Consider the following 24,145-nt stretch of genomic DNA (forward strand, 5'->3'; position numbering starts at 1 on the left):
GCATCTGCGAGACGCACGTCCTGGAGCGCACCGCGGTACACCACCGTCAGGAACGCGGCCGTGTACCGCTCACCCGTCTCACTCGACTGGCTTCGTACGAAATCCAGGGCCAGGGAGGCGGTCCAGCTCCTCCACAGGCACAGCGTGACCTTCCTCGCAGCGCAGCTGGACGTCGACGCGCGCGCCGCACGCGTGATGACGCATCAGCACCGGTGGCCCGTCCGGGGCAGAGCAGTATTGATCGCCCCACTGCATGAGCCCCATCACGGCCGGCACCAGATCCATGCCCTTGGGAGTGATCACGTACATCGGCCGACTCCGCGAGCCGGGCTCCTTGTACATCTCAGTGGCCAGGATCCCTTCCTCGACCAGCATCCGCAGCCGCGCCGCGAGCAGGTTGCGAGGGCATCCGAGGATGCGTTCGAAGTCACTGAACCGGGACGAACCGTACCAGATCTCCCGAAGGATCAGGATCGTCCACTTCTCCCCAACAATCTCCAGAGTCCGCGCGATCGTGCAGTTCGACATATCCCGCTCGAGACCAGGGGCCAAGTTGGCATCCGCACGAGCTTCATTCCACACATCCATAGGAGCGATACTAACCGAAGTTGAGTTTACTTTCCGATACTCAGGGGGTAGCGTCACCGGCACATCGATCCGGCTGCCGCACGAACACCCGTCACGGCACCCATCTGAGAAGGAGCGCCACCATGGGCGTCAGCAAAGAAGCACACGAGTTCGCGGAGTTCCTCGCCAGCGTGAGTGCGAAGTCGTCGACACCGGGCCTCGACCTCGCCGTCATCCGAGACATCGTCGACTCGAACCACAAGGCGTCGACCGAGCCGGAAGGCGTCACCTACGCCGAGGTCGACGCGGACGGCGTACCCGCCCTCTGGGCCATCCCCGAGGGCGCCGCCCCCGACAAGGCGCTGCTCCACTTCCACTTCGGCGGATCGGTCACCGCCTCGATGCACTCCGACCGCAAGGCCGCCGGCCACATCGCGAAGGCCGCCGGCGTCCGCTCACTCGTGGTGGACTTCCGCCTGGCGCCGGAGCACCCCTACCCGGCGCAGCTCGACGACGTCGAGACGGCCTACCGGTGGCTGCTCTCCCAGGGCTACGAGCCCCACAACATCGGCAGCACCGGCCACTCCATCGGCGGCACGCTCGCGATCCTGCTCCCGCTGCGTCTGCTGGCCAAGGGCGAGCCCACCCCCGGTGCGATCGTCAGCGTCTCGCCCTGGACCGACCTCACCCTCCAGAACCCCGCAGTGGACGAAAACGAGACGAACGACAAGATGCTCAGCCGCACCACCCTCGAACTCTTCCGCGGAGCCTGGGTGCAGGACCCCGCCATCGACCCCGCCGACCCCCGGGTCAGCATCGCCAACGCCGACCTGACCGGCCTGCCTCCCACGCTCGTCTACTACGGCGAGTACGAGACCCTTGCCGACGACGGTGCCGAACTCGGGCGCCGGCTCGCCGACTTCAAGGTCACCTCCGAGACCCACGGGGTTCCCGAGGGCCAGCACTCGTTCGTCCTGGGCGCAGGCCGCGTGCCCGAGGTGAACGAGGCGATCGGGCGGATGGGGCAGTGGCTCCGCACGCACCTCGGCGCCTGACCAGGACCTGAGGGCGGGGCCTGCCGACAGGGCTCGCTGACACCTCCGCGATGCCGGTGACCGGGAATCCGGTCTCCGGCATCCTGCTCGGCCATTCCGGCCAACCTGAGTATGCGTTTGGACAGCATGCTGCACGCCGCCCCCTCCCCCGGTCCCTGGATGCCACAAAGGAGTGCGCAATGGGAATGTACGAGGACGTCTTCCGCGCCAGTACGGAAGACCCGGAGAGCTTCTGGCTGACGGCGGCGGAAGGCATCGACTGGGATGTCGCTCCGCAACGCGCCCTGGACGCCTCCGGCGCACCCTTCTACCGCTGGTTTCCCGACGGGCGGCTGAACGTCTGCTTCAACGCGCTCGACCGGCACGTCGAAGCGGGGCGCGGCGATCAACCCGCGCTCATCTACGACTCCCCGGTGACCGGCACCCGGCGCACCTACACCTACGCCCAGCTGAGGGACGAGGTCGCTGCCTTCGCCGGAGGGCTGACGCAACTGGGCGTGGAACAGGGCGACCGGGTGGTGATCTACATGCCGATGGTCCCCGAGGCCGCCATCGCGATGCTGGCCTGTGCGCGGATCGGCGCGGTCCACTCAGTGGTCTTCGGCGGGTTCGCCCCGCACGAACTCGCGGTCCGAATCGACGACGCCGCTCCCAAGGTGGTGGTCTCCGCCTCCTGCGGCATCGAGGGCAAGCGGGTCATCGCGTACAAGCCGCTGCTCGACCGGGCCATCGAACTCGCGGTCCACAAGCCTGAGAAGAACGTGATCCTGCAACGCCCACAGGAGCGGGCTGAGTTGGGGCCCGACGATGTCGACTGGGCCGATCTGGTCGCCACCGCACCGTCGGCCGACTGCGTTCCCGTTCCCGCGAACGACCCCTTGTACGTCCTCTACACGTCCGGAACGACCGGAAAACCCAAGGGAGTCGTGCGTGACTGCGGCGGCTACGCGGTAGCCCTGCACTGGTCGATGGGTGCCGTCTACGACGTGGGCCCGGGCGAGACGATGTTCACCGGCTCCGACGTCGGCTGGGTCGTCGGCCACTCGTACATCGTCTACGGCCCGCTCCTGGCCGGCGCCACGACGGTCCTGTACGAAGGCAAGCCGGTCGGCACCCCGGACGCGGGCCAGTTCTGGCGGGTGGCCGCCGAGCACCGGGCCAAGACCATGTTCACCGCGCCCACCGCCTTCCGGGCCATCCGCAAGGAGGACCCGAAGGGAGCGCTCACCGCCGACTACGACCTGACCGGCCTGCGCTACCTCTTCCTCGCCGGCGAGCGCCTCGACCCCGAGACGTACCACTGGGCGAGCACCCTTCTGGACATCCCGGTGATCGACCACTGGTGGCAGACCGAGACCGGCTGGCCCATCGTCGCCAACCCCATGGGCATCGAAGCCGCACCCGTCAAACCCGGCTCCCCGACCCGCCCGCTCCCAGGCTGGGACGTGCGCGTCCTCGACCGGTCAGGCGATCCGGTGTCCGCAGGCGTCGACGGCGCCATCGTCGTGAAGCTGCCCCTGCCGCCCGGCGCGCTGCCCACCCTCTGGAACGACGACGACCGCTACATCGCCTCCTACCTCTCCGCCTTCGACGGCTACTACCTCACCGGCGACAGCGGACACGTCGACGACGACGGCTACGTCTTCGTCATGGGACGCACCGACGACGTCATCAACGTCGCCGGGCACCGGCTGTCCACCGGCAGCATGGAGGAAGCTCTGGCGGCTCATCCCGATGTCGCGGAATGCGCCGTCATCGGGGTCTCCGACGCCCTGAAAGGGCAAGTACCGCGCGGTTTCGTCGTCCTCAAGGCCGGCATCAGCCGCGAGGCGACCGAGGTCGAGGCCGAACTCGTCCAACTCGTACGCGACCGCATCGGAGCCGTCGCCTCACTCAAGAGCGTCGCGGTCGTTGCCGCCCTGCCCAAGACCCGCTCGGGAAAGATCCTGCGCAAGACGATGCGCGGCATCGCCGACGGCCACGACGAACCCATCCCCTCCACCGTGGACGACGCGAGCGTCATCGAGGCTCTTCGCCCTGTGCTTCGACGCGAAGATCTCACCCCATGACCGTCGGCTGACGGCCGCCTGGTCGCCGGTGGTGCAGCGGTGCCGGTGCACCACCGGGCCCCGGGGCCGGCCAGACCCTGGACGGCAGGTTCGGTTCAGGGACGTCGCCGCCGCGACAAGCAGGCGGAGTCGGCTCCGTCCGTTGATCACCACCATGATCCACTGACGGGACCCGACATGCCGCTTCACCGCGAACGTCCTGTGCCGTCGACCAACAGATCCGGCGCATCACGGTCTCCCTGCCCAACACGGATCGTGCTTGCCTTCACCGCTCAAGGAAATTAGATTACGATCACAATTCTAATGAGTTGCCGTCCCGGCCGCCCACGCCCACACGATGCCCGACCCATCCATGGCTGTCAGCCACCCAGATCCTGAGGAAACACCCATGCTCAACGCCCTGTGGAACCCGACCGTCGCCGGCGAGATCCCCCTGCCGCACCGCCTGGCCATGGCCCCCCTGACCCGGAGCCGGTCCACCCCGGACGGCGTGCCGACCGAGCTGAACGCCGAGTACTACGCCCAGCGCGCCTCGCACGCCCTCATCATCACCGAAGGCACCCAGCCCTCCGACGACGGCCAGGGCTACCCCGTGACCCCGGGCATCTACACGGTTGAGCACATCGACGGCTGGCGCAAGGTCACCGACGCCGTACACAAGGCCGACGGACGCATCGTCATCCAGCTCATGCACGCCGGACGCATCTCCCACCCGGACAACACCCCCCACCACCGGCAGCCGGTGGCTCCCTCGGCCATCAAGCCGCAGGGCCTCACGTTCACGCCCTCCGGGCCCCAGGAGATGCCCGTGCCGCGCGAGCTTTCCACCGAGGAGGTCGCCGAGACGGTCGACGACTTCCGCAGTGCCGCCGCGGCCGCCATCGCGGCCGGCGCCGACGGCGTCGAGATCCACGGGGCCAACGGCTACCTGGTCAACCAGTTCCTCTTCCCCAGCGCCAACCAGCGCACCGACCAGTACGGCGGCTCCCTCGACAACCGCATCCGCTTCGCGGTGGAGGTCGCCACCGCCGTGGCCGACGAGATCGGCCCCGGCCGCACCGGCCTCCGGATCTCTCCCGGCAACCCGTTCAAGCTCAACGACCTCGTGGAGGACGACCCGCACGAGCTCTACCCGCACCTGCTGCGCGCCCTCGCGCCCCTCAACCTCGCCTACCTGCACATCGGCCACGACGGCGACGACGAACTCCTGTACACCCTCCGGAAGCTGTGGCCGACCACGCTGCTCCTCAACCGGGCCGGCACGGACATAGCCACCCGTGCCAAGGACATCGAGGACGGCCTGGCCGACGTCATCACCGTGGGCTCGATGGCACTCGCCAACCCCGACCTGGTCGAGCGCGTACGCGCCGACGCCCCGTTGAACACCCCCGACCCCGCCACCTTCTACGGCGGCGGCGCCGCGGGCTACACCGACTACCCCACCCACACCGCCTGAGGAGAGCGTCAGGTGCCCGAGGAATCACCTCCCTCGGGCACCTCGACGTGCCTTCGGCGCAGGTGGCCCCGAGAAGTCACGGGGCCGCCGCTGTCCTCGACCTGGACATCAGAAGGCAGGCATCCAGGACAGGCATCCTTCCTGCCCGCCTCGTCGACTGCGCCGGGTCCGCGTACCGACAGTCACGGGAGTAACGAGCACGGATCACCGCGAATCTGGACCCCGGCGGAACCACGGCGGCTACCCGCAGGCCCGTGGCCCGCTCGAAAGCTCACATCGGCAGCGGCACGCCGGCGGTGAAACGCGAAGTCCCGCCACTCGGCCCCCGAACGGGGAATTGCCGCACCGAATGTGGACGCGGACGAACCATCCATCCCCATGGCGGAAGACGAGGCATCGGCATGACTGCATACGAACTCGCCGGCAAGGTCGTACTCATCACCGGTGGCACCGGCGGGCTCGGGAGCGCGACGACCCGGGCTCTTCTTTCCCGCGGCGCGCGCGTCGGCATCGTGGATCTGCATCCGCACACGCCGGAGCTCGCAGAACGCATCTCACCGTCCGGCGTCGTCGGTTTCACTGCGGACGTCTGCGACCGCGACGCACTCGACGATGCCGTAGCCCACATCTGTGAGCGGTTCGGGCGGGTCGACGTCGTCATCGCGAACGCCGGCATCATGGGGCGTGGCTCCACCTTTCGCACCATGCCCGCACCCGCGATCGAAAAGGTGCTGGCGGTGAACGTCAACGGTGTCATCAACACCGTGAACGCGGCGATGAAGCAGATCGTGGAGAACCAGGGTCAGGTGGTGCTGATCAGTTCGGTGTTCGCCTTCGCCAACGGCATGGGGGCGATTCCCTACGCGATGAGCAAGGCCGCGGTCGAGCAGCTCGGACGCGGGCTCCGAGTGGAACTCGCCCAGCACGGTGCCTCCGCCACCACTGCCTACTTCGCACTGATTCAGACGGACATGATCAGAAACGGGGTCGACGAGGACCCCACGATCGCCAAGCTCCTGTCCAGCACAGCGCCGCGACCACTGCTCAAGCGCCTCAAGCCGGACGAAGCCGCCCAGGCCATCGCGCGTGCCATCGAGCAGCGTTCGCCTCGGGTGATCCGCCCGACTCGCTGGACACCGCTGTCCGTGCTGCGAGGAGTGATCAACCCGGTGCTCGACGCGCGTCTGGCACGTGACCTCAAGGTCCGCGCGCTACTCGGCGAGCTCGAAGGACGTGCCGTCCTGTAGCAAAGGGTTCACGGGGCCGGGCCGGAGGGAACGTCCTGGCCCGCGTGTTGGCCTGTCGGCGTCGTCAGTAAGGTGGAGGAGCGGTACGCAGGTACGGTCAGGCCTGTCCACTCGCAAGGGCGATGGACGTCCTTGGCGAGCGCTGGACCGTACTCATCCTGCGCGAGCTGTTGCTGGGGCCGAAGCGGTTCACCAAGATCCTCGGCAGCATGGCGTCGATGGGACCGAATCGCCTCGCCGACCGGCTTCGCTCACTGCATACGATCGGTGCGGTCTCCAGGAGCGAGCCGACGCCGGAGTACTCCCTGACCGACTTCGGCGCAGGGCTGAGAAGCCTGGTCATCGGGCTCGGGCTGTGGGGCCTGGGGCTGATGAGCGAGGGTGTCGGTCCCTTGACTTCGGAAACGGACATCCGTTGTGCATGACCGTGGCGATCGCCCCCGGTCGGCTGGCCTGCCTGACTCTTGACTGCGAGGTCGGCGCCGACGAACGGGGCCGGTCGCCTCGCGGTAGACGGCGATGCCGAAGCCGTCGATCACCTCTTCGCGGTCTTCGCCGAGGCAGCCCGGCGGCTCATCCCCAATGGCCGGTCTGACCAAGCACCGGCGAGACAGCTGATACCGCTCGCGGCGATCCTGAGATCGCCGCGTGAACCCCCGGTGACCTTCAGGCCCCGCGTTTGCGGCGGAAGGACGTCCTGCCGTTGCGCCGCACCATCGAGATAGTGGTGGCCAGACGTCCGCGGCGCAGGTCGGGTTCGAGGCCGGCACCCAGTCGGTGCAGCTGATCGGCGTGCCAGCTGAGGTCGAGTACGCCGTCGAGTGCCTTGAGGTCGGCGACCTTGCCCAGTACGCGACGCATCCCGTAGCGCAGCTGGTGTGCGACGACCGCTTCGGCGCGCCCCGTGAGGATCACGTCCGCGGCATCGGGCGTCGTGGCAGTGGGCCGCCCGATACCGACGACGTCGCACTCCTTCTCGGTGACGGCCTCCGCCATCGCGTCACGGGAGCGGAAGCCGCCCGTGACCGCCAGCGGGATGTCACCCACTAGGGCGCGCACTGTGCGGGCGTAATCCAGGAAGTAGGCCTCGCGGGCACGCGTCGACACCGCTGAGGCGCCTGTCATCGCGGGCGACTCGTAGTTGCCGCCACTGACCTCGATCAGGTCAAGCCCTTCCTGCGCCAAGGCCGCGACCACTTGGCGGGACTCCGTCTCCGTGAAGCCTCCTCGCTGGAAGTCAGCCGAATTGAGCTTGACCGCGACAGCGAAGATCGGCGACACCCGTGACCGTATGCGGCGCACGACCTCGAGGACGAAGCGCATCCGCCGCTCCGCATCACCGCCCCAGTCGTCGTCACGCTGGTTCGACAGCGGGGACAGGAACTGGTTGACCAGGTAGCCGTGAGCCCCGTGGACCTGCACTCCGGCGAAGCCCGCCGCTTCACACACCTCGGCCGCGGTCGCGAACCGCTCGATGATGTCCTCGATCTGCGCGGACGTCAGCTCACGGGGCTTGGTGGCGCCGGGAAGTGAGAGCGGGATCGGGCTGGGTGCGACCGGGGTGTGCCCGAGTGCGAGCAGGTTGGCCTGGCGGCCAGGGTGGTTGAGTTGCACCCAGGTCGGAATGCCGGCGTCCTTGGTCGTCGCGGCCCATCGGGTGAGCGCGGGGAGGTCGCGGTCGTCCTCGATGACGACGTTGCCCGGCTCGCCGAGCTGGTTGCGGTCGACCATGACGTTGCCGGTGATGATCAGGCCGTAGCCGCCCTTGCTCCAGGTCCGGTAGAGCTGTTCGAGGCGACGGTCCGGGGCGTTGTGCTGGTCGGCGAGTCCTTCGCTCAACGCGGACTTCATGATCCGATTCGGCAGAACCTGGCCGTTGGGCAGGGTCAGGTGGTTGTGAAGAGACGTCACGGGGGGAGATTTCCTTCAGTCGGGACGGGTTCGACGGCACAGGCGCGTGCGGGCGTTTTCGAGCAGAGCGGCATCGGCCGGATCGTTTGGCGGCCGAATGGGCCGAGCGCCGTCAGGCGAACGCCGGGGGCGGTACAAAGCCCTCCACTTCGCGGCCGAGCAGGGCGGCGAACTCGATGGTGGTGAGATCGCCTGCGCTCGGTCCCAGGGCCTGCAGCCCGATGGGGAGTCCGCTCCTGCCCTTGCGCACCGGGATGGTTGTCGCCGGGCCGCCGGAGATGTTGGCGATGGCGTTCCACTTGACCTGGTCCCAGTAACTGCGTCGCACACCGTCCACGGCGAATGACCGCCCGAACCGGTCGATGAGCTTGTTGTGGTGGGCCGGGGCGGCAGTGGGGGTGACCGGCATGAGGACGACGTCGAAGTCCTGGAAGAACTCGCACCATCGCTGGCGGATTTCGTTACGCGCCGTGTGGGCCTGCAGCCACTGGTAATGGGTCTGGAAGGTGCCCCGCAGAGCGGGTCCGGCGTCGCCGCGTGGGTGCTGGACGAGCCGGGCCAGCAGCGCGGCGTTGGAGGCGGGGGTGAGACCGGTCCGGTCGTAGGTGAATGCGCCGTAGACCAGGGGGAGAAAGGCCTTGTGATGGTTGGTCGCGATGTCGACGGGAAGGCTCGCCGGCTGGATCACCACCTTGGCCCCCGCTGCCCTGAGTACCGTGACCACCTCCGACACGGCTTCCGCCACGTCGTCGTCGATGGGACACGACGGGTCCTCGCTCCATACGGCGACCCGGAAATCGGCGAGCTCGGTCGCGCGCGGAGGTGCGAGCGTGTAGGTGAAGCCGGCGTCGTAGTCCGCCGGCCCGACGACCGAGTGCAGGATCGGAACCAGGTCGCGTGGGTCGCGGACCTGTGCGCCGCCGCAGGCCATATCGGCCTCTGTCCACCGGCCCGGGCCCGGGCCGTAGGGGACATGTCCGATGAGCGGGATCGACCGCCACGTCGACTTGTGCCCGTACAGGCCGGTGAAGTGGGACGGGATCCTGGTCGATCCGCCGATCTCCGAACCGAAGTCGAACGACGTGAGACCGGCAGCGGTCGCGACGGCGCCGCCTCCGGCGGACCCGCCCGAGGTACGGGTTCTGTCCCACGGATTCGATGAGGGGCCGAACACCGGGTTGTCGGCCTGGACGTCCTGGTTGCCCGGCGGCATGTTGCTCTTGCCCATGATGACGGCGCCCGCCGAGCGCAGCCGTCTGACCGCCTCGGCGTCCTGGTCGGGTATGTGGTCCTTCAGATCCGTGCGACCGCAGACGGTGCGCATCCCTGCCGTCTCGAAGCTGTCCTTGACCGTGACGGGTACGCCGTGCAGCGGGCCGAGGCGCTGGCCGGCCGCCCGCGCGGCGTCTGCTTCTGCGGCCTCACGTCGGGCGCGCTCGGGGTCGAGCGTGACCACCGCGTTCAGCGCGGGGTTGTGGGTGGAGATTCGCTCAAGGTAGAGCTCGACGAGTTCTTGACTCGAGACCTCGCCCGAGGCCATCGCGTGTGACTGATCCACAACGGATCTGAAGGCGACGTCGCCCACGGCATGCCTCATCTCTGACGGCGACACTATGGCCCCCAAAATTACCTGCCGATCGTAATATTACACACGTCAGACAATAGATTAGTATGGGCTTGCGTGGCAATGGCCCCGCGGAGCGAATGGAGGGAAACCCTGTGGCGCGCTACACCAAGGAGCACAAGCAGGTGACGCGGCAGCGGATCATCGAGAGGGCCGGCCAGCGGTTCAAGCTGGACGGGATCGACGGATCCGGTGTCTCCACGCTCATGTCGGATGCCGGGCTGACCAACGGAGCCTTCTACGCCCACTTCGAGTCCAAGGACGACCTCGTCGCGAACGTCGTAGCAGACCAACTGCGCACACAGGTGGAGCAGTACGGCACGCTGCAGCCCGGCCGTGCAGGGCTCGAGGACCTCGTTCGCGAGTACCTGTCGCCCGAACACCGGGACCACCCCGGCACCGGCTGCCCCTCCGCCGCCCTGCTCGACGAGATCGGCCGCTGCGAGGACGGAGCCAAGCAGGCCTATACCGATGGCGCGAACGCCATCATGGATGAGATCGCCGCCCGCCTGACGCCAGGTGACCCGCGGTCGGCGCGCGGCAAGGCGATCGCCCTCTACACCATGCTGGTGGGGACGTTGCAGCTGTCCCGTGCGCTCTCCGACCGGAAGTTCGCCGATGAGGTCCTTGAACAGGGCATTGAGAACGCCCTCACATTCCTGCGGTGAGCGTGTCGGCCCATCCCCGGAGGGCCGGTCGACGGCTGCCTGAGCCGGGCCATGCGCGAGGGCGCCGAGTTCAAGAGCGCAACCCCGGGTGACAGCTCGCGGTCTCCCCTGGGTTCGCCCGGTGGGCTTGAGCAATCCCCGCGTCTGGCGCATCCCGCCCGGTCGGCGGACTGGAAGACCCACGGCCCCACCGCCGCATTCTTGTGACGGGGAAGCCCAAGGCGTCACGACTCAGCAGCGTCCTCGGTTCAAGCAGCAGCCGTACTCCGCGCTTACTGCCGTGCAAGGAACTCGAGAGCCGTGTCCACGAACTGCTGGTGGAACTGGAAGATGCCACCGTGGCCGGCGTCCGGATAGATCACCAACTCGGCGTTCGGCACTCGCTGCGCCAGGTCGTACGAGTTCTTCGACGGCACCATCCGGTCGCTCTCGCCGTTGGCGACGAGCACGGGCTGCCGGATGACGGACAGGTCCTGGGGCTGCTCCAGTCCCCAGCGGTGAATGGCCTTGAGCTGGGACCTGTACGCGGTGAGGGAGATGGCCTTGTCCCGGTCCTTGGTGCGCTCCTTCAGCCGGGCCAGGAACTCCTTGCCGGCCCGCCGCCCGTTCGCGGTGCGGGTGAAGAAGAGGAACTGCTTCGGGTCCTGCAGGGTGAACAGCGCTCGGACGGTGTCGATGTTGGACAGCCGGGTCACGTTCTTGATGCCCTCGCCACCCGCAGGACCGGTGCCCGTGAGGATCAGCCGGCGGACCAGCTGCGGGTCGGTCTGCACGACCACCTGAGCGATCATGCCGCCCATCGAGAAGCCGTGGATGTCCACGAGTTCAAGCCCGAGGGCCCGGATGAACGTGACGGCGTCCTTCGCCATCTCCTGGATGGTCTTCGGGGTGGAACCGCTGGTGGCACCGACCCCCCGGTTGTCGAACGTGATGACCCGGTGCTTCGCCGCGAAACCGTCGACGACGCGGGGGTCCCAGTTGTCGAGGACTCCTGCGAGGTGGTTGAAGAAGACCACCGGCGTACCGGTCCTGGGGCCGAGATCGCGGTAGGCGAACGTCAACCCGCCGGCGGTCACGGTGCGGTTCGGCGCGAGCTTGTACGACGTCACCGCGTCGCCTCGTACACCCTGTGCGTCGTTCATTGTCGCCTCTCAACATGCGGTTGCTGCGACGACTGCGGCTGCAGTCTGCGGGGTCGACGATCGAAGACCGGGAAGGCGGGCACCTTGCGTGGCCGAGCCCCTCGGAAACGCGCCGACCATTGAAGTATGACCATAATTTCATTGGGGCGCAAGCGGCGAGCGGAACGCATCGGCGTCGACATGGGCAGCGGACTGGCCGGCGGCAGTCGATTCCCCGTCGTCCGGGACGGGCGATCACCGCCCCAGCGGCTGCGGACCCGGACGCGGACGCCGCCTCGGCCGCACAGAGAAGACCGAGGGGCCAAGCATCTTCCGGCAGCAAGAGAGCCGTCATGCGGCGCGACGGCGAAGTCCGGTTCGACCGCAGGAGAGTCCGACACCAAGGGATACAAGGCCGACCGGGACGAGCCCCTCGCGAACGGCGACCGCCCACCCGCATCATTGAATTACATTCGAAATACAATACAGTGAGGGAGCCGGACCAAGGGCGAGCGGCCCTTCCGGCCATGAAGGAGCGCGTGATGCGATACAGGAGTGAGCACAAGCAGGCGACCAGGCAGCGGATCGTCAAGACGGCCGGTCGCCGGTTCAAGCGACACGGCATCGACGGGTCGGGTATCTCGGCACTGATGAAGGACGCAGGCCTGACCAACGGCGCCTTCTACACGCACTTCACATCCAAGGACGACCTCGTCGCCACCGCGGTCGCCGACCAACTGCAGGCACAGAACGCGACCATCGTCGCGCACGCGGCTCCCGGTCGCGCCGGGGTCGAACAGATCGTGCGCTGGTATCTGTCCCCCCAGCATCGGGACAGCCCGGATGACGGTTGCCCCTCCGCCGCCCTGCTCGACGAGATAGGGCGCTGCACGGACCCGATCAAGCAGGCGTACACCGACGGCGCGCTCACGGTCACCGACGGCATCGCCGCCCGCCTCGCACCGGACGATCCACTGTCGGTCCGCACCAAGACGCTCAGTGCCTACGCCATGATGGCCGGGACGCTGCAGCTCTCCCGAGCCCTCGCCGACACGCAGCTCGCCGATGAGCTCCTCGAGCAGGGCATCCACAACGCATTCGCACTGTTGGGCGTCGAACACGAACACGCAAGGCAGTGAACGGACGCACCTGCAGGCACGCCTGAGCGGGGCGCCTTCGCACGACCCCCAGAAGTGACAGATCGGCCGGCCCGGCCTGGCGATCCCCGACGTCCGGCTCGAGGCGGTGCCGCTCCCCGCCGTCCCCACCGTTGGGACCTCTCTGCGGAATGGGTCACTGAGCGGGCCGCCGAAGTGCCCCGAAGCACCGAGGAATTGCCAGTGTCATGAGCACCCGCCGGGCAAGCAGACCCCGTTCGACCAGCTGGCGGTCAAATCCACTGGGCAGGTGGAGAGTCGGCGAGCACGCTCACAAGGCATGGAGCACTGACGCACCTGGACCGGTGGAGGCCCTGGTTGGCGCAGTCCGAGAATGCGCGCGGTCTCGGACGGCTTGCGCGTCCCGAAGTCTGGTTGGCATGCAGTGACATGTCGCACACATCTCACAGGCTGTTGACAGGCCATCACAGAGTCCGTGATTCTCCTGATCACAACATGGCGCATCACGGCAACAGCGGCTTGTAGGTACGCGCACGCTTTCGCGAGGTCCGGCTGGAACCTCACGGTCCGTGCCCAGCTCTTCGTCCGCGTTGGTCCGCCAAGCCCCCGACACAGCACCCTGTGCATCGAGTGGCAACGGATGCGAGCAGCCCCCATGTGCTGCGTGCCGTACTTCGCCTGGGCGCCACACCCGTTGGCCCTTGCTCACCACCGTCATGCCGTGGCCGGCGGGATCCTCCTGCCGGCATCGGACGCTGCGCGCTGCGCCGCTACCCACCCTCAATGCCCGGAGGTCCCGTGCACTCGCATGTCCCCCCGAATCCCCCTGGCCGCCCGCCGGCGCCGCTCCAAACGCACCATGCCGGACGCTCACAGCACGTGAACAGGCTCCGCGAGACCGCGCATCGTGCGCAACGCGACTTCGTTGTCGTCAACGGGATCCCCTTCGCCGTCGGCATCACGCTGTCCTGCTTCACCGACGTGCCCGCAGTGCAGGTGTACGGCGAGCTCACCCTGGGACTGGTATGGGGCGTTCTGCAATGCGCCCTGTTCATCGCCACTGCCTGGTTGTACGAGTTGCGGAGCACCCGGTCGGCCGACCCCCTCGAACAGGCTCTGACCACCGACGTACGCCACACGGATATCTCCGATGGTGCCTCCGTCGACGGTTCCCGGTGGTGACACGGTGACCATGGACATCCTGGGCTCGGGCGTACTCGACCCGATCGGTTCGGACGCGAGACGCCCCGTGATCATCGCCTTCCTCATCTTCATCGGGGTGGCCCTGCTGTGGCTCTTCACTCTCGCCACAGCGGAGGAGGAGAATCCGGAGCGGCTCTATGTCGCCAACCGGTCCCTCTCCCCGGTCGTCAACGGATTCGCCATGGCCGGCGAGCAGATCTCTGTCGTCACTCTGTTGACGGTCTCCGGTGGTGTCGCGCTGTTCGGTTACGACGGGTTCACGTACGCCCTCGACGGCCTGCTCATGCTCGGCGTACTGCTGCTCCTCGCACAGAAGATACGTACCACCGGTCGCTACACCCTCGGTGACCTCTTCGCCTTGCGGGCGCCAGGACGGGGGCCCCGTATCGCCGCGACCGCGGTGACGCTGGCCATCACGGTCCCCCTCATCGTGATCCAACTGCGTGTCGCAGGCACCAGCACGGCTCTCCTGATCGGCACGACGACCGACGGGGCGCAGGTGGTGTGCACGATCCTGATGGGCTGCCTCGTCGCCTGCTTCGCCGCGGTGGCGGGCCTGAGAGGCAACAGTTTCATGCATGTCGCGAAGGTGCCGCTGACCTTGGTGACGCTGGCGGTCATCACGCTGCTGGCCGTCAGAAAATTCGACTGGGATCCCGGATCTCTGCTCTCGGCCGCGGAGGACAACAGCATGGCGCCGGACAGATATCTGGAGCCGGGGTTCTGGCCGTACACGGCGAGTTTCGGCTCGCTCAACACCTTCGGCAATCACATCGTCTTCATCCTCGGCACGGCCATGATGCCTCACCAGATCCTACGCATCAGCGCGTCCCGAACCGGACGCACGGCACGGCGATCCATGAGTATCGCCACGGGACTGGTCGGCGCCTTCGTCCTCCTGCTGATCGCCACCGGCTTCGCATCAGCGGCCGTGTTGGGCGCGGCCGGTATCGGCGCGGTCGATGGCACCGGGCAGTTGTCCCCGATCCAGCTGGCCTCGGGCGTACTCCGTGACGGTTCAGCAGGTCGCGTCGTGCTCATCACCGTCCTGGCGTGCGTCGTGTTCCTCACTGTGCTCACAACCGTGACCAGTGTGACCTTCGCTGCCGCCGTCTCTCTCACCCACGATGTGCTCGCGCGAGGCAAGCGCCGTCGCACGGAAACCGGAGAGGTGCGGGCACTGCGCGTGGCCGCCGTCAGCGTGTGCGCGGTGGGCCTGTCACTGGCTGCTGCCATCCACCGGTATCCGACTGAATTCCTGGTCGCCTTCTCGATCAGTGTTGCGGCTACATGCGTCTTCCCCGCGTTGATCTACTCGTTCTTCTGGAGTCGCTTCAACCGTCGAGGACTCCTGTGGTCCGTCTACGGGGGACTACTGCTCTGCGCCGTCCTCACGGTCTTCTCGCCCATCGTCTCGGGAACCGCGTTCGCGCTGTGGCCGCAGGCGAGTTTCAACTGGTACCCGTTCCAGACCCCAGGCCTGGTTTCCGTGCCCGCAGCCTTCGCACTGGGGTGGTTCGGCAGCATTACCTCGCCTGGAGCCTCCGGAGTCGATTTTCGGCACGTGCAACAGGAAATCCTGGTGGGACAGACAGTCGGACGACTGGGTGCTGATCCGCATCCCGGCAGGTGAGTTGACTGACGGGAGTTTCTTGCGTCGTCGTCAGAATGGGCACCGATGCGCAGGTCGGATCAGCCGAGCAGATGCGGATGAGAGTGATCGCGCCGCATGGGCATCTCGAAGGGACAGGGCACGAGTTCTGTGTCCGTTGGACGATCCAGCGGTGGCGCACGGTGAACTCGCCGTTTTCATCGTGCGTTTGACATCTGACGGGTGAGGTCGGGCTTGCCGGCCACCCAGTGGACGAAGTGCCGGCAGCCTCGGCCCACGGATACCTGCGGTGACGCCACCGCTCCCCTGAGTTTACATACTCATACTCAGATGATAGCGTCGCGGTCAGCGCATCTGCCCGATCGCACACAAGAAAGCGGGCCCGCGCCGAGTTGCCGCACCCTTCTGGCAGCTGCACCCACCGCTCCCGGTGCAAAGCCGTCCAGGCGAATCCGTCGATCACCTCACGGCGAGACCGTCAGGGCCCTCCCGCTCAGTGTCCGAACCAGCCACGGACGCTCAACACGGGCACCCACTGCGTGTGAGCCAATGATGCAAACGGGACAACAGCGATCCACACCGAACGGCCCAACTGTCGTGCCAAGCCCATGCGGTGGCCACCCGACTTCTTCAGCTGACTCGCCACGGGCACTTCGCGAACACCGCCCGTCGCGGACATCCAGGCTCTACTGAGCAGGAAAGGCCGAGTGGCGTCTGATGGGGACTGCACGACAGAGGGAGATCGGAAATCGGCGTACGGTCAACTATTATGATCGGCGCCAATTGAGGACGCCCATCGTCCTTTGGGTTCGTCAATCAGCGCAAACAGGAACGAGGCTCTCTGTACATGCTCTTCTTCCAGTCAGCCGCGGATCAGGGCTTCGGCGCAGTCGCGTGACGTCCAGTTCGTGACGATCTGCAGGTCCACCAGATCTCCGGGTGTGGGACAGGCGCGGCTTCCAAGATCATGCGGTTCTCGACGCTCCATGATCCGAGTGGAAGACCGGGTGTTCCTTGGGTTGGTACCGGTGGTTCAGTCGGCGAGGCCGATGGTCACGGGGCCTGCGTTCCAGTCCACTGTGCGGAGCGGTCCGGAGGGAACGCGGAACACGCGTCCTGGTGCGGCCGGCCGCCGAATCCGCCGGCGGGCCTCGATCCTGCCGTGCTGGCGCAGGACGAGTTCGACTTCTGCGCCGCAGAAGAAATCCTGGCAGCGGCCGTTGCGGGCGCGGGTCCTGCGCCGCAGGCCTTCGAGGGTGGCGGGGGGATGGGTGAGGTGAAGGTGTCGCGGATCTCGTCCGCGGTGAAGCGTTCGCAGACATAGACGATCTTGCCGTATGCGGGGTCGGCGGCAATCCGGTCGGCGTCCTGGTAGGGGCGCGGGAATGCTTCACCGATGCTGGGCATGCGGGGTGGTGGTGGCAGCTCTTCCCGTTCGGCGAGCTTGATCCCGCCGGAGCCTTTGAGCAGCCGGTGCACGTGTTCGGCTAGCGCCATGCCGGACGTCAGACCGGTCGAGCGAATGCCGCCGACCACGACGTACTGCTGCTCGGTGTCGACCTCGATGAGGTAGTCGGGGTGGTCGCTTGCCGCGCGCAGGCCTGCGTAAGCAGCGGTGACCTCTTCATCGAGAAGCTGGGGGCATGATTCTCTCCGCTACGCCGGTCGCCGACGTCATCAACTGCGTGCCCAGGTCAACCGGGCGTCTCTCCCGCCGGACGCAGACCTCCGTGCGGCCTACGCGGAATACGCGGACTCACTCACGTGGCCGGGATTCCAGGAGCGTGTGCCGCGATTCGGTCAGGTCGCCGCGGAAACAGGTCCCGAGTTCGCGGAGCTCCGCATGGGCGAATTCCTCGGCCTCGTCAATCAGCAGCCGTAGTTCGAGCTAACCGCCTCCGGCGCCGTCGCCTCCTCAAGGGGCGGCATGAAGGACGTCACGGTCGCTCGGAAGGATCCTGCGCAAGACGTGCGCGGACCGCCGCCGGACACGACGGACCCACCCCTCTCAACGGTGGACGACCCCGGCGCCAGAGGACCTGCGCCCTGTCTCCGCCACGCCGGTCACACCGTGAACGGCTGCCCCACACCCCTGGCCGAGGGCGGGCGAGTGAGCCCGATGGACTCCGCGATCACGGCCCGTCGACCAGGGCGGGGGTACCTTGTGATTATGGGTACCGACGCCCGTGCCTTCCTCAGCGATCTCGCTCGGGGCCTCGCACCCCGAGCGGATCAATTGGTCGACGTGATATTGGAGCACCTGCGCGACGAGCTTCCCGATGTGTGGCAGTACGAGGACGTCGCCGCCCAGGCGCCAGTGGGGTTGTCCGAACACGTCGCGGCCAGTCTGGATTTCCTTGAGCGCGGTCTCGATATGGCCGAGGTCAGGACGCCACCAGGTGCCATCGAGTTCGCCTGCCGGCTCGCTGAGCTCGGGGTGCCGATCAGCCAGCTCCTTCGCGTCCATCGGCTCGTGCACGCGGGTCTGCTTGATCAGCTCTATGCGGAAATTGCCCGGGTCGCCGGGTCCCAGGAGCTGAGGAACTCGGCGACGGTCACCCTGAGCGCGATGGCCTTCGAGTACGTCGATCGCACGTCGGAACAGACTGTCGCTGCATACCAGAGTGCGCGCGACCGCTGGCTGCAGCGGCGGCTGCTGGTGATCAACGAGGCCGGGACACGGATCGGGACCACCCTGGACATCACCCGCACGGCGCAGGAACTGGCGGACGTGGGTGCCGACCACCTCGCGGACCTCGTCACCGTCGACCTCCTTTCTTCCGCCTTCCAAGAGGAAGGAACGTACGCGGTGGACGGTCCTGCGACGCTCCGCCGCACCGCCCAGGCGGTCTCGGACGGCTGTCCGGATCCAGCACCCGGTACAGGGCAGACGCACACCTACCCGGAAGGCTCGGAGCCGGCTCGCGTTCTGGCCACCGGACAGCCCCTCCGGCTCCGCGTCACCGCCGACGACGTCCGGCTGGGGAGGTCGGCGGGCCATGACCCCGCCCTGGGCGCCTCGGGCCTGCGCTCCATGCTCCTGGTCCCGCTGTGGGCCCGCGGAAGCCCGCTGGGACTCGCACAGTTCGTCCGCCGTCAAACGGACCCCTTCGACGACGACGAACTGCTGCTCGCCCAGGAGATCGCCTCCAGAGCAGCGGTGAACATCGACAACGCCCGGCGTTACACCCAGGAGCGCTCCACCGCCCTCACCCTCCAGCGCAGCCTGCTGCCGCATCACGTGCCAAAGGAGACCTCTGTCGAGACCGCCTCTCGCTACCTGCCCAGCGGGTCAAGAGCGGGCGTGGGAGGCGACTGGTTCGACGTGATTCCGCTCTCCGGGGCCCGCGTCGCACTCGTCGTGGGCGACGTGATCGGTCACGGCCTGCATGCCGCGGCCACCATGGGCCGGCTGCGGACGGCCGTGCGCACCCTGGCGGACATCGACCTGACCCCCGACGAACTGCTGACCCACCTCGACGACGTGGTCATCCGCCTGCAGCGCGAGGAGGAAGGCGACACGGACGAGATCAGCGCCACCTGCCTGTACGTGATCTACGACCCCGTCTCCCGCACGTGCTCCCTGGCCAGCGCCGGGCACCTTCCGCCGGCCGTGGTGACTCCCCCGGCCGCCGTCGGCGACAACAGCCCCGCCTCCCGGGCGGTCGATTTCCCGGAGCTGCCGATCGGCCCGCCTCTGGGGCTGGGCGGGCTGCCTTTCGAAACCGCCCAGTTCGAACTGCCACCAGACAGTCGACTGGTTCTGTACACCGACGGCCTCATCCAAAGCCGCTCTCGTGACGTCGAGCCCGCCCTCGCCCTGCTGCGCGACGTGCTTAGCCGGGCGCCGGCGTCGCTTGAGGAGACCTGCGACGAACTGCTGTCCGCGCTGCTGCCCAGCCGCCCCTCCGACGACGTCGCCCTCCTTGTGGCACAGACCAGAGCTCTTGACGCCGATCACGTCGCCACGTGGGACCTCCCCAGCGACCCGGCAGTCGTCTCCAAAGCCCGCCTCCACGCATCCGATCAGCTAACCGCCTGGGGACTGGAAGAACTGGCCTTCACCACCGAACTCGTGGTCAGCGAGCTGGTGACGAACGCCATCCGCTACGGCAAGAGCCCCATCCAGCTACGGATGATCCTTCAATCCGCTCTGACGTGCGAAGTGTCAGACGCCAGCAGCACGGCCCCGCATCTGCGCCGCGCCCGGGTCTTCGACGAGGGCGGCCGCGGCCTGCTCCTCGTTGCCCAGCTCACCGAACATTGGGGCACACGGCACAACCGCGAAGGCAAGGTCATCTGGGCAGAGCAACTGATTCCGGACTCCCCGGACGGATCTCATCTGCTCTGACGTGAGGTTCTGCGCGAGATTCAGGGAGTTCAACGGTCCAAGGTCTGGACGGCGCAGCCCGCACGCTGGATCGGGCACGGGCGAACTGCGGTGCAGAGTCATCGTGCGGCAGGGCGACCGGTCGCGATACTCGGTGATTGCGACTTGTGCGCCGTAGTTCGCCAGAACGTAGGCGAACTCAATGTCCATGGGGCCAGCGCCGACGTACACGATCGCCCCCGGTAGCTCGCGGCTCTGTGCCTCGCAGGTGACGATGTGCTCGCTGAGTTCGACGCGGGCAGCAGACGCATGATGCTTCGCTCGTGAAGCGAGTGATCATGGGGCGCGGTGGTGGGGCGCCAGGATGGTGCGGATCTGGTCACGGATGTCGGAGAGGACGGCTTCGTCGCTGCGGTGCAAGTACACGGTGGCGGTGGTGCTGATGTGGATGATCGCGGTGATCACCCTCGCCAGCGTTGCCGCGTCAGCGGTGTCGATGTAGTCGTCGCGGGTGAGTAGGCCGGTGATGCCGTCCTCGAGGCTGGCGGCAAGGGCGAGGCCCATACGCCGGTAGGGCTCGGCCGGGTCGCCGAAGACCAGCTCGTGCAGGTACGTGCGGCCGTTCTCGATCTGCTCCCTCACGCACGCCACCACGGGACCGATGAGAGCGATGACTCCCTCGAGTACACCGCCCCGCCCGGCGGCGGTGTTCGCGGCGGCGAGGCCGTCGTGGATGGCGGCGGCGAACTTCTCGTTCTGCACCATGATCAGCAACTCCGCCTTCGTGGACGCGTACCGGTACAGGGTGCCGATCGCTACGTCAGCCCGGTCGGCAATCTGCTGCGTCGTGACCCCGCTGACACCGTGTTCGGCGAACTGCTCACGGGCTGCGGTCATGATGCGCTCACGCTTGTCCTCCTTGGCCCGCTCCCGGCGTCCGATCGGTATGCGACCGCGTCCCATGGACAACCTCCCCTTGCGAAAAATTCTGAGTGGACTCATAATTGAGCTTACTCGGATTCACTGAGCGAGGCGAGACCCCGACTGGTCAGCCGAACTAGCCAATCTGCCTACAAACACGGCTGACCAGGATGAAGACAAGGAGAGACGCCTCATGAGAGCGTTCGTCGTCGCCAAGTACGGGGCGCCGCTGCAGGTGGCGGACGTTCCCGAGCCCATCGTCGGAGAGCACGACGTGCTGGTGCGGGTGGAGGCCGCCGGGCTGAACCCGCTGGATGAGAGGATCCGCGCCGGCGAGTTCAAGCAGGTCCTGCCCTACAAGCTGCCGCTGATCCTGGGCAACGACGTCGCGGGCACCGTCATCGGCGTCGGGACAGGAGTTCGGGGCTTCAAGCCCGGAGATGAGGTCTACGCCCGGCCCGGCAAGGACCGCATCGGCACGTTCGCCGAGCGCATCGCCGTCGCGGAGGGCGACGTGGCGCTCAAGCCCGCGTCGATCAGCATGGAAGAGGCGGGCTCGCTGCCGCTGGTGGCTCTGACGGCGTGGCAGGCGCTGGTGGAGCGCGGGAGGGTGCGGCCGGGGCAGAAGGTTCTCATTCACGCCGGCGCCGGCGGGGTCGGTTCGATCGCGATCCAGCTCGCCTCGCACCTCGGTGCGAGCGTCGCCACGACCGCCAGCGGTTCCAACGCAGAATTCGTGCGCGCGCTAGGCGCGGACACGGTGATCGATTACCGCACCCAGGACTTCGAGCAGCTCCTGACCGGCTACGACTTGGTGCTGGACAGCCTCGGCGGGACGAATCTCGAGAAGTCCCTGCGAGTGCTGGGGCCCGGCGGCAAGACCATCGGGATCGCCGGTCCTCCGGACCCCGCGTTCGCCCGCGAGGCCGGTCTGAACCCGCTGGTGCGCCTGGCGGTCGCCGGCCTGAGCAGCAAGATCCGCAAGCAGGCGAAGCGGCTCGGCGTGACGTATGAGTTCCTGTCCATGCGCGCCAGCGGCGACCAACTCCGCCAGATCACCACCCTCGTCGACCAGGGCGTGGTGCGCCCGGTCGTGGGGAAGGTGGCCGGCTTCGACCAGATCCCGCAGGCGCTGCAGTCCCTGTCCCAGGGCGGCATCCGCGGTAAGGCCGTCATCGGCAACAGCTGACCCGCCGCGACCGCGACGGGCGATACGAAATACACAAGGAGAATCCATCATGGGCAGCACCGACACCCCGAATGAAGCCGTCATCACCTCCTACGCGAAGGCCCCGGCCCGTACCGTCAGCGCCGGTGGCGTCACCTACGCCTACCGCGAGCTGGGCCCGAAGGGCGGCATCCCCGTCGTCTTCTTCGTCCACCTCGCCGCGACCCTGGACAACTGGGACCCCCGCATCATCGACCCCATCGCGAAGGGCCGTCACGTCATCGCCTTCGACCAGCCCGGGGTCGGGGCCTCCACCGGCCGGGTGCCGGACAGTGTCGAGGCGATGGCCGACGACGCCTACGCCTTCGTCAAGGCCCTCGGGTTCGACAAGATCGACATCTTCTCCTTCTCCCTCGGCGGCATGGTCGCCCAGGCCCTGGTGGTGAAGCATCCCGAACTCGTCCGCAAGCTCGTCCTCACCGGCACCGGGCCCAAGGGCGGCAAGGACATCGACAAGGTCGCCGGCACCACGTACGCGGACATGCTGCGCGCCGCCCTGACCCGGTCGGACCCCAAGGAGTTCCTGTTCTTCAACCGCAACGCCGCCGGTAAGCCCGCCGCGCGTGCGTTTGTCGGCCGACTGAAGGAGCGCACCGCCGACCGCGACGCGGAAATCAAGGTCAAGGCGTTCCAGACGCAGCTGAAGGCGATCAAGAAGTGGGGGCGCTCCGCCCCCGACGACCTGTCGAAGATCACCCAGCCCACTCTGATCGCCAACGGCGACAACGACCGCATGGTCCCCTCGGTCCTGTCGGAGGATCTGCACCGGCGCATCAAGGACAGCAAGCTGATCATCTATCCCGACTCCGGCCACGGCGGCATCTTCCAGTATCACGAAGAGTTCGCCCCCGTCGCGGCCGAGTTCCTCTCCCGATAACCGCCCTCTGACCAAGGAAGAGCAGGGCAACACCATGAGCACGACACCGACCGCTGCACCCCTGGACGTGAAGAAGCACTTCACCTCCTCGATCCTGCTGTGGGTGCGTAACGACCAGCCACGCCAGACAGGCATGGACCACTGGAAGGGCCCGCACTCAGGGATCATTTCCGCCACTCCGGGCCTGGAGGAGTACCGGCAGATACACCTCGCCGAGGACAACCCGGGCCGGTGGCCTGTCACCGACGGGGTCCAGACCACGATCCCCGCCGACCGGAAGATCGACGGCGTCGCGGAAGTCACTTTCCAGTCGTCCCTCGCGCCCCTGAAAGGACGCGAGCAGACGAAGCTGGCCTACGCCGACGAGATCAACGTGTTCCGCCGCACCCTGCTCTACGCCGGCCCGCCGAACTCCTCCCGCTGGTACGACGTCGCAGGTCCCGGACAGACGGCCGGTGCCCGCGCCCTGATCTACCTGCGCCGCAGAGGCGGAGTCCACGCCGGCGAGTTCCGGAAGTTCGTCAACCAGCAGCTCGCTCCCTCGCTCGCCGGCACCGGAATGCTGAGGGAACTGCGCACGCAGACATTCCTGCCCTGGGTCGAAAAGCTCTGGGACACCCCGGACGTCGCCCACGACAACCCCCGCGACCAGCACTTCCACGCCTCAGTCAGCCTCGGGTTCGCCGACACCGCGGCACGGGAGGCCTTCTTCACCGGCGACGTGATCGAGGACCTGTCCAGCCAGCTGGCACCGCAGGTCTCCGCGATCCACGCCTACGACGTGGCCGCCGCCCTCACCTTCGTCAAGAACGGCGAGATCCTCCCGCACTACCAGGAGTGAGCAGCGCAGGGGGAAAACGGGACCGCCGGACCTGCTCACCGATCCGCCCGCCCCAGACTTCCCGGCCGTACGCCCGCCCGCGTCGCCATCTGATAACCATCACCGTGGACCCAGACCATGAGCGGGTAAGGCACTGCCCACCAACATCGCGGTCGAATTCGAGCGCTCCGGGGCACAGGCCGAAAGCGCCTTGGCGATCGCTGGACGAACTGCACCGGAGGGTGCTCGGCGAAGTGCTCGCCGAGCACCGCCGGCCGCGTTGACCGAGCCGAACTCGTCGGGACTGGCACCGCCTGG

Annotated in this window: 18 protein-coding genes and 1 pseudogene; 13 read left to right on the forward strand and 6 right to left on the reverse strand. The window is 67.4% G+C overall.

Going from position 1 to position 24,145, the window contains the following annotated elements:
* Positions 1-78 precede the first annotated feature (78 nt).
* Complete coding sequence (locus tag G3I78_RS34850) at positions 79-588, reverse strand: helix-turn-helix domain-containing protein (protein ID WP_239158237.1); 510 nt, start codon at positions 586-588, stop codon at positions 79-81.
* 122 nt (positions 589-710) lie between these two features.
* Between G3I78_RS34850 and G3I78_RS34855 the strand changes: the two genes are divergently transcribed.
* The 5 genes from G3I78_RS34855 (at position 711) to G3I78_RS34875 (ending at position 6,819) form a co-directional block, all read left to right on the forward strand.
* Positions 711-1,622: an alpha/beta hydrolase gene (locus G3I78_RS34855; RefSeq protein ID WP_164432151.1), complete on the forward strand. Its 912-nt coding sequence runs from the start codon at positions 711-713 to the stop codon at positions 1,620-1,622.
* Between the two features lie 179 nt (positions 1,623-1,801).
* Complete coding sequence (locus G3I78_RS34860) at positions 1,802-3,691, forward strand: propionyl-CoA synthetase (RefSeq protein ID WP_164432153.1); 1,890 nt, start codon at positions 1,802-1,804, stop codon at positions 3,689-3,691.
* 388 nt (positions 3,692-4,079) lie between these two features.
* Complete coding sequence (locus G3I78_RS34865; RefSeq protein ID WP_164432155.1) at positions 4,080-5,147, forward strand: alkene reductase; 1,068 nt, start codon at positions 4,080-4,082, stop codon at positions 5,145-5,147.
* 401 nt (positions 5,148-5,548) lie between these two features.
* On the forward strand, positions 5,549-6,394 hold the full coding sequence (locus G3I78_RS34870) for an SDR family NAD(P)-dependent oxidoreductase (protein ID WP_164432157.1): 846 nt from the start codon (positions 5,549-5,551) through the stop codon (positions 6,392-6,394).
* Positions 6,395-6,516: 122 nt separating this feature from the next.
* Positions 6,517-6,819 (forward strand): helix-turn-helix domain-containing protein, encoded by a 303-nt coding sequence (locus G3I78_RS34875; RefSeq protein WP_164432159.1) that lies wholly within the window; start codon positions 6,517-6,519, stop codon positions 6,817-6,819.
* 241 nt (positions 6,820-7,060) lie between these two features.
* Here the strand turns inward: G3I78_RS34875 and G3I78_RS34880 are convergent, their stop codons facing one another.
* Positions 7,061-8,305, reverse strand: a complete 1,245-nt coding sequence (locus G3I78_RS34880) for an NADH:flavin oxidoreductase/NADH oxidase family protein (RefSeq protein WP_164432161.1) — start codon at positions 8,303-8,305, stop codon at positions 7,061-7,063.
* A 112-nt stretch (positions 8,306-8,417) separates the two neighbouring features.
* Positions 8,418-9,902, reverse strand: a complete 1,485-nt coding sequence (locus tag G3I78_RS34885; protein ID WP_164432163.1) for an amidase — start codon at positions 9,900-9,902, stop codon at positions 8,418-8,420.
* 122 nt (positions 9,903-10,024) lie between these two features.
* Here G3I78_RS34885 and G3I78_RS34890 point away from each other — a divergent pair, with 122 nt between their 5' ends.
* Positions 10,025-10,597: a TetR family transcriptional regulator gene (locus G3I78_RS34890; protein ID WP_164432165.1), complete on the forward strand. Its 573-nt coding sequence runs from the start codon at positions 10,025-10,027 to the stop codon at positions 10,595-10,597.
* 272 nt (positions 10,598-10,869) lie between these two features.
* Here G3I78_RS34890 and G3I78_RS34895 read toward each other — a convergent pair whose 3' ends face one another.
* Positions 10,870-11,739 (reverse strand): alpha/beta hydrolase, encoded by an 870-nt coding sequence (locus tag G3I78_RS34895; RefSeq protein ID WP_164432167.1) that lies wholly within the window; start codon positions 11,737-11,739, stop codon positions 10,870-10,872.
* A gap of 518 nt (positions 11,740-12,257) precedes the next feature.
* Here G3I78_RS34895 and G3I78_RS34900 point away from each other — a divergent pair.
* The 3 genes from G3I78_RS34900 to G3I78_RS34910 all read left to right on the forward strand — a co-directional run bounded on the left by G3I78_RS34900 (position 12,258) and on the right by G3I78_RS34910 (position 15,672).
* Complete coding sequence (locus tag G3I78_RS34900) at positions 12,258-12,857, forward strand: TetR/AcrR family transcriptional regulator (RefSeq protein ID WP_164432297.1); 600 nt, start codon at positions 12,258-12,260, stop codon at positions 12,855-12,857.
* 858 nt (positions 12,858-13,715) lie between these two features.
* Entirely contained in the window at positions 13,716-14,018 is a 303-nt protein-coding gene (locus G3I78_RS34905) for a DUF485 domain-containing protein (protein ID WP_164432169.1), read from the forward strand.
* Positions 14,019-14,028: 10 nt separating this feature from the next.
* Positions 14,029-15,672, forward strand: a complete 1,644-nt coding sequence (locus G3I78_RS34910) for a transporter (RefSeq protein ID WP_164432299.1) — start codon at positions 14,029-14,031, stop codon at positions 15,670-15,672.
* A gap of 1,012 nt (positions 15,673-16,684) precedes the next feature.
* Here G3I78_RS34910 and G3I78_RS34915 read toward each other — a convergent pair.
* Positions 16,685-17,292: pseudogene (locus tag G3I78_RS34915) on the reverse strand (FAD/NAD(P)-binding oxidoreductase); the annotation flags it as partial.
* Positions 17,293-17,821: 529 nt separating this feature from the next.
* On the opposite strand from G3I78_RS34915, the gene G3I78_RS34920 reads away from it, so the two are divergent.
* Positions 17,822-20,002, forward strand: a complete 2,181-nt coding sequence (locus G3I78_RS34920; RefSeq protein ID WP_164432171.1) for a SpoIIE family protein phosphatase — start codon at positions 17,822-17,824, stop codon at positions 20,000-20,002.
* Between the two features lie 315 nt (positions 20,003-20,317).
* Here G3I78_RS34920 and G3I78_RS34925 read toward each other — a convergent pair whose 3' ends face one another.
* Positions 20,318-20,944 (reverse strand): TetR/AcrR family transcriptional regulator, encoded by a 627-nt coding sequence (locus G3I78_RS34925; RefSeq protein WP_164432173.1) that lies wholly within the window; start codon positions 20,942-20,944, stop codon positions 20,318-20,320.
* Positions 20,945-21,095: 151 nt separating this feature from the next.
* Between G3I78_RS34925 and G3I78_RS34930 the strand changes: the two genes are divergently transcribed.
* Genes G3I78_RS34930 through G3I78_RS34940 form a run of 3 tightly spaced genes read left to right on the forward strand, consistent with a single transcriptional unit; the run spans position 21,096 to position 23,848 of the window.
* Positions 21,096-22,091 carry an NADP-dependent oxidoreductase gene (locus tag G3I78_RS34930; protein WP_164432175.1) on the forward strand — a complete coding sequence of 332 codons (996 nt, stop codon included), beginning with the start codon at positions 21,096-21,098 and terminating at the stop codon, positions 22,089-22,091.
* A 49-nt stretch (positions 22,092-22,140) separates the two neighbouring features.
* The gene (locus G3I78_RS34935) at positions 22,141-23,007 is read left to right on the forward strand and encodes an alpha/beta hydrolase (protein ID WP_164432177.1); all 867 of its coding nucleotides are present in this window, start codon (positions 22,141-22,143) and stop codon (positions 23,005-23,007) included.
* A 34-nt stretch (positions 23,008-23,041) separates the two neighbouring features.
* On the forward strand, positions 23,042-23,848 hold the full coding sequence (locus G3I78_RS34940; protein ID WP_164432179.1) for a strictosidine synthase: 807 nt from the start codon (positions 23,042-23,044) through the stop codon (positions 23,846-23,848).
* Positions 23,849-24,145: the final 297 nt, after the last annotated feature.

This window comes from Streptomyces sp. SID13726, assembly GCF_010548375.1.
Taxonomy (GTDB): Bacteria; Actinomycetota; Actinomycetes; order Streptomycetales; family Streptomycetaceae; genus Streptomyces.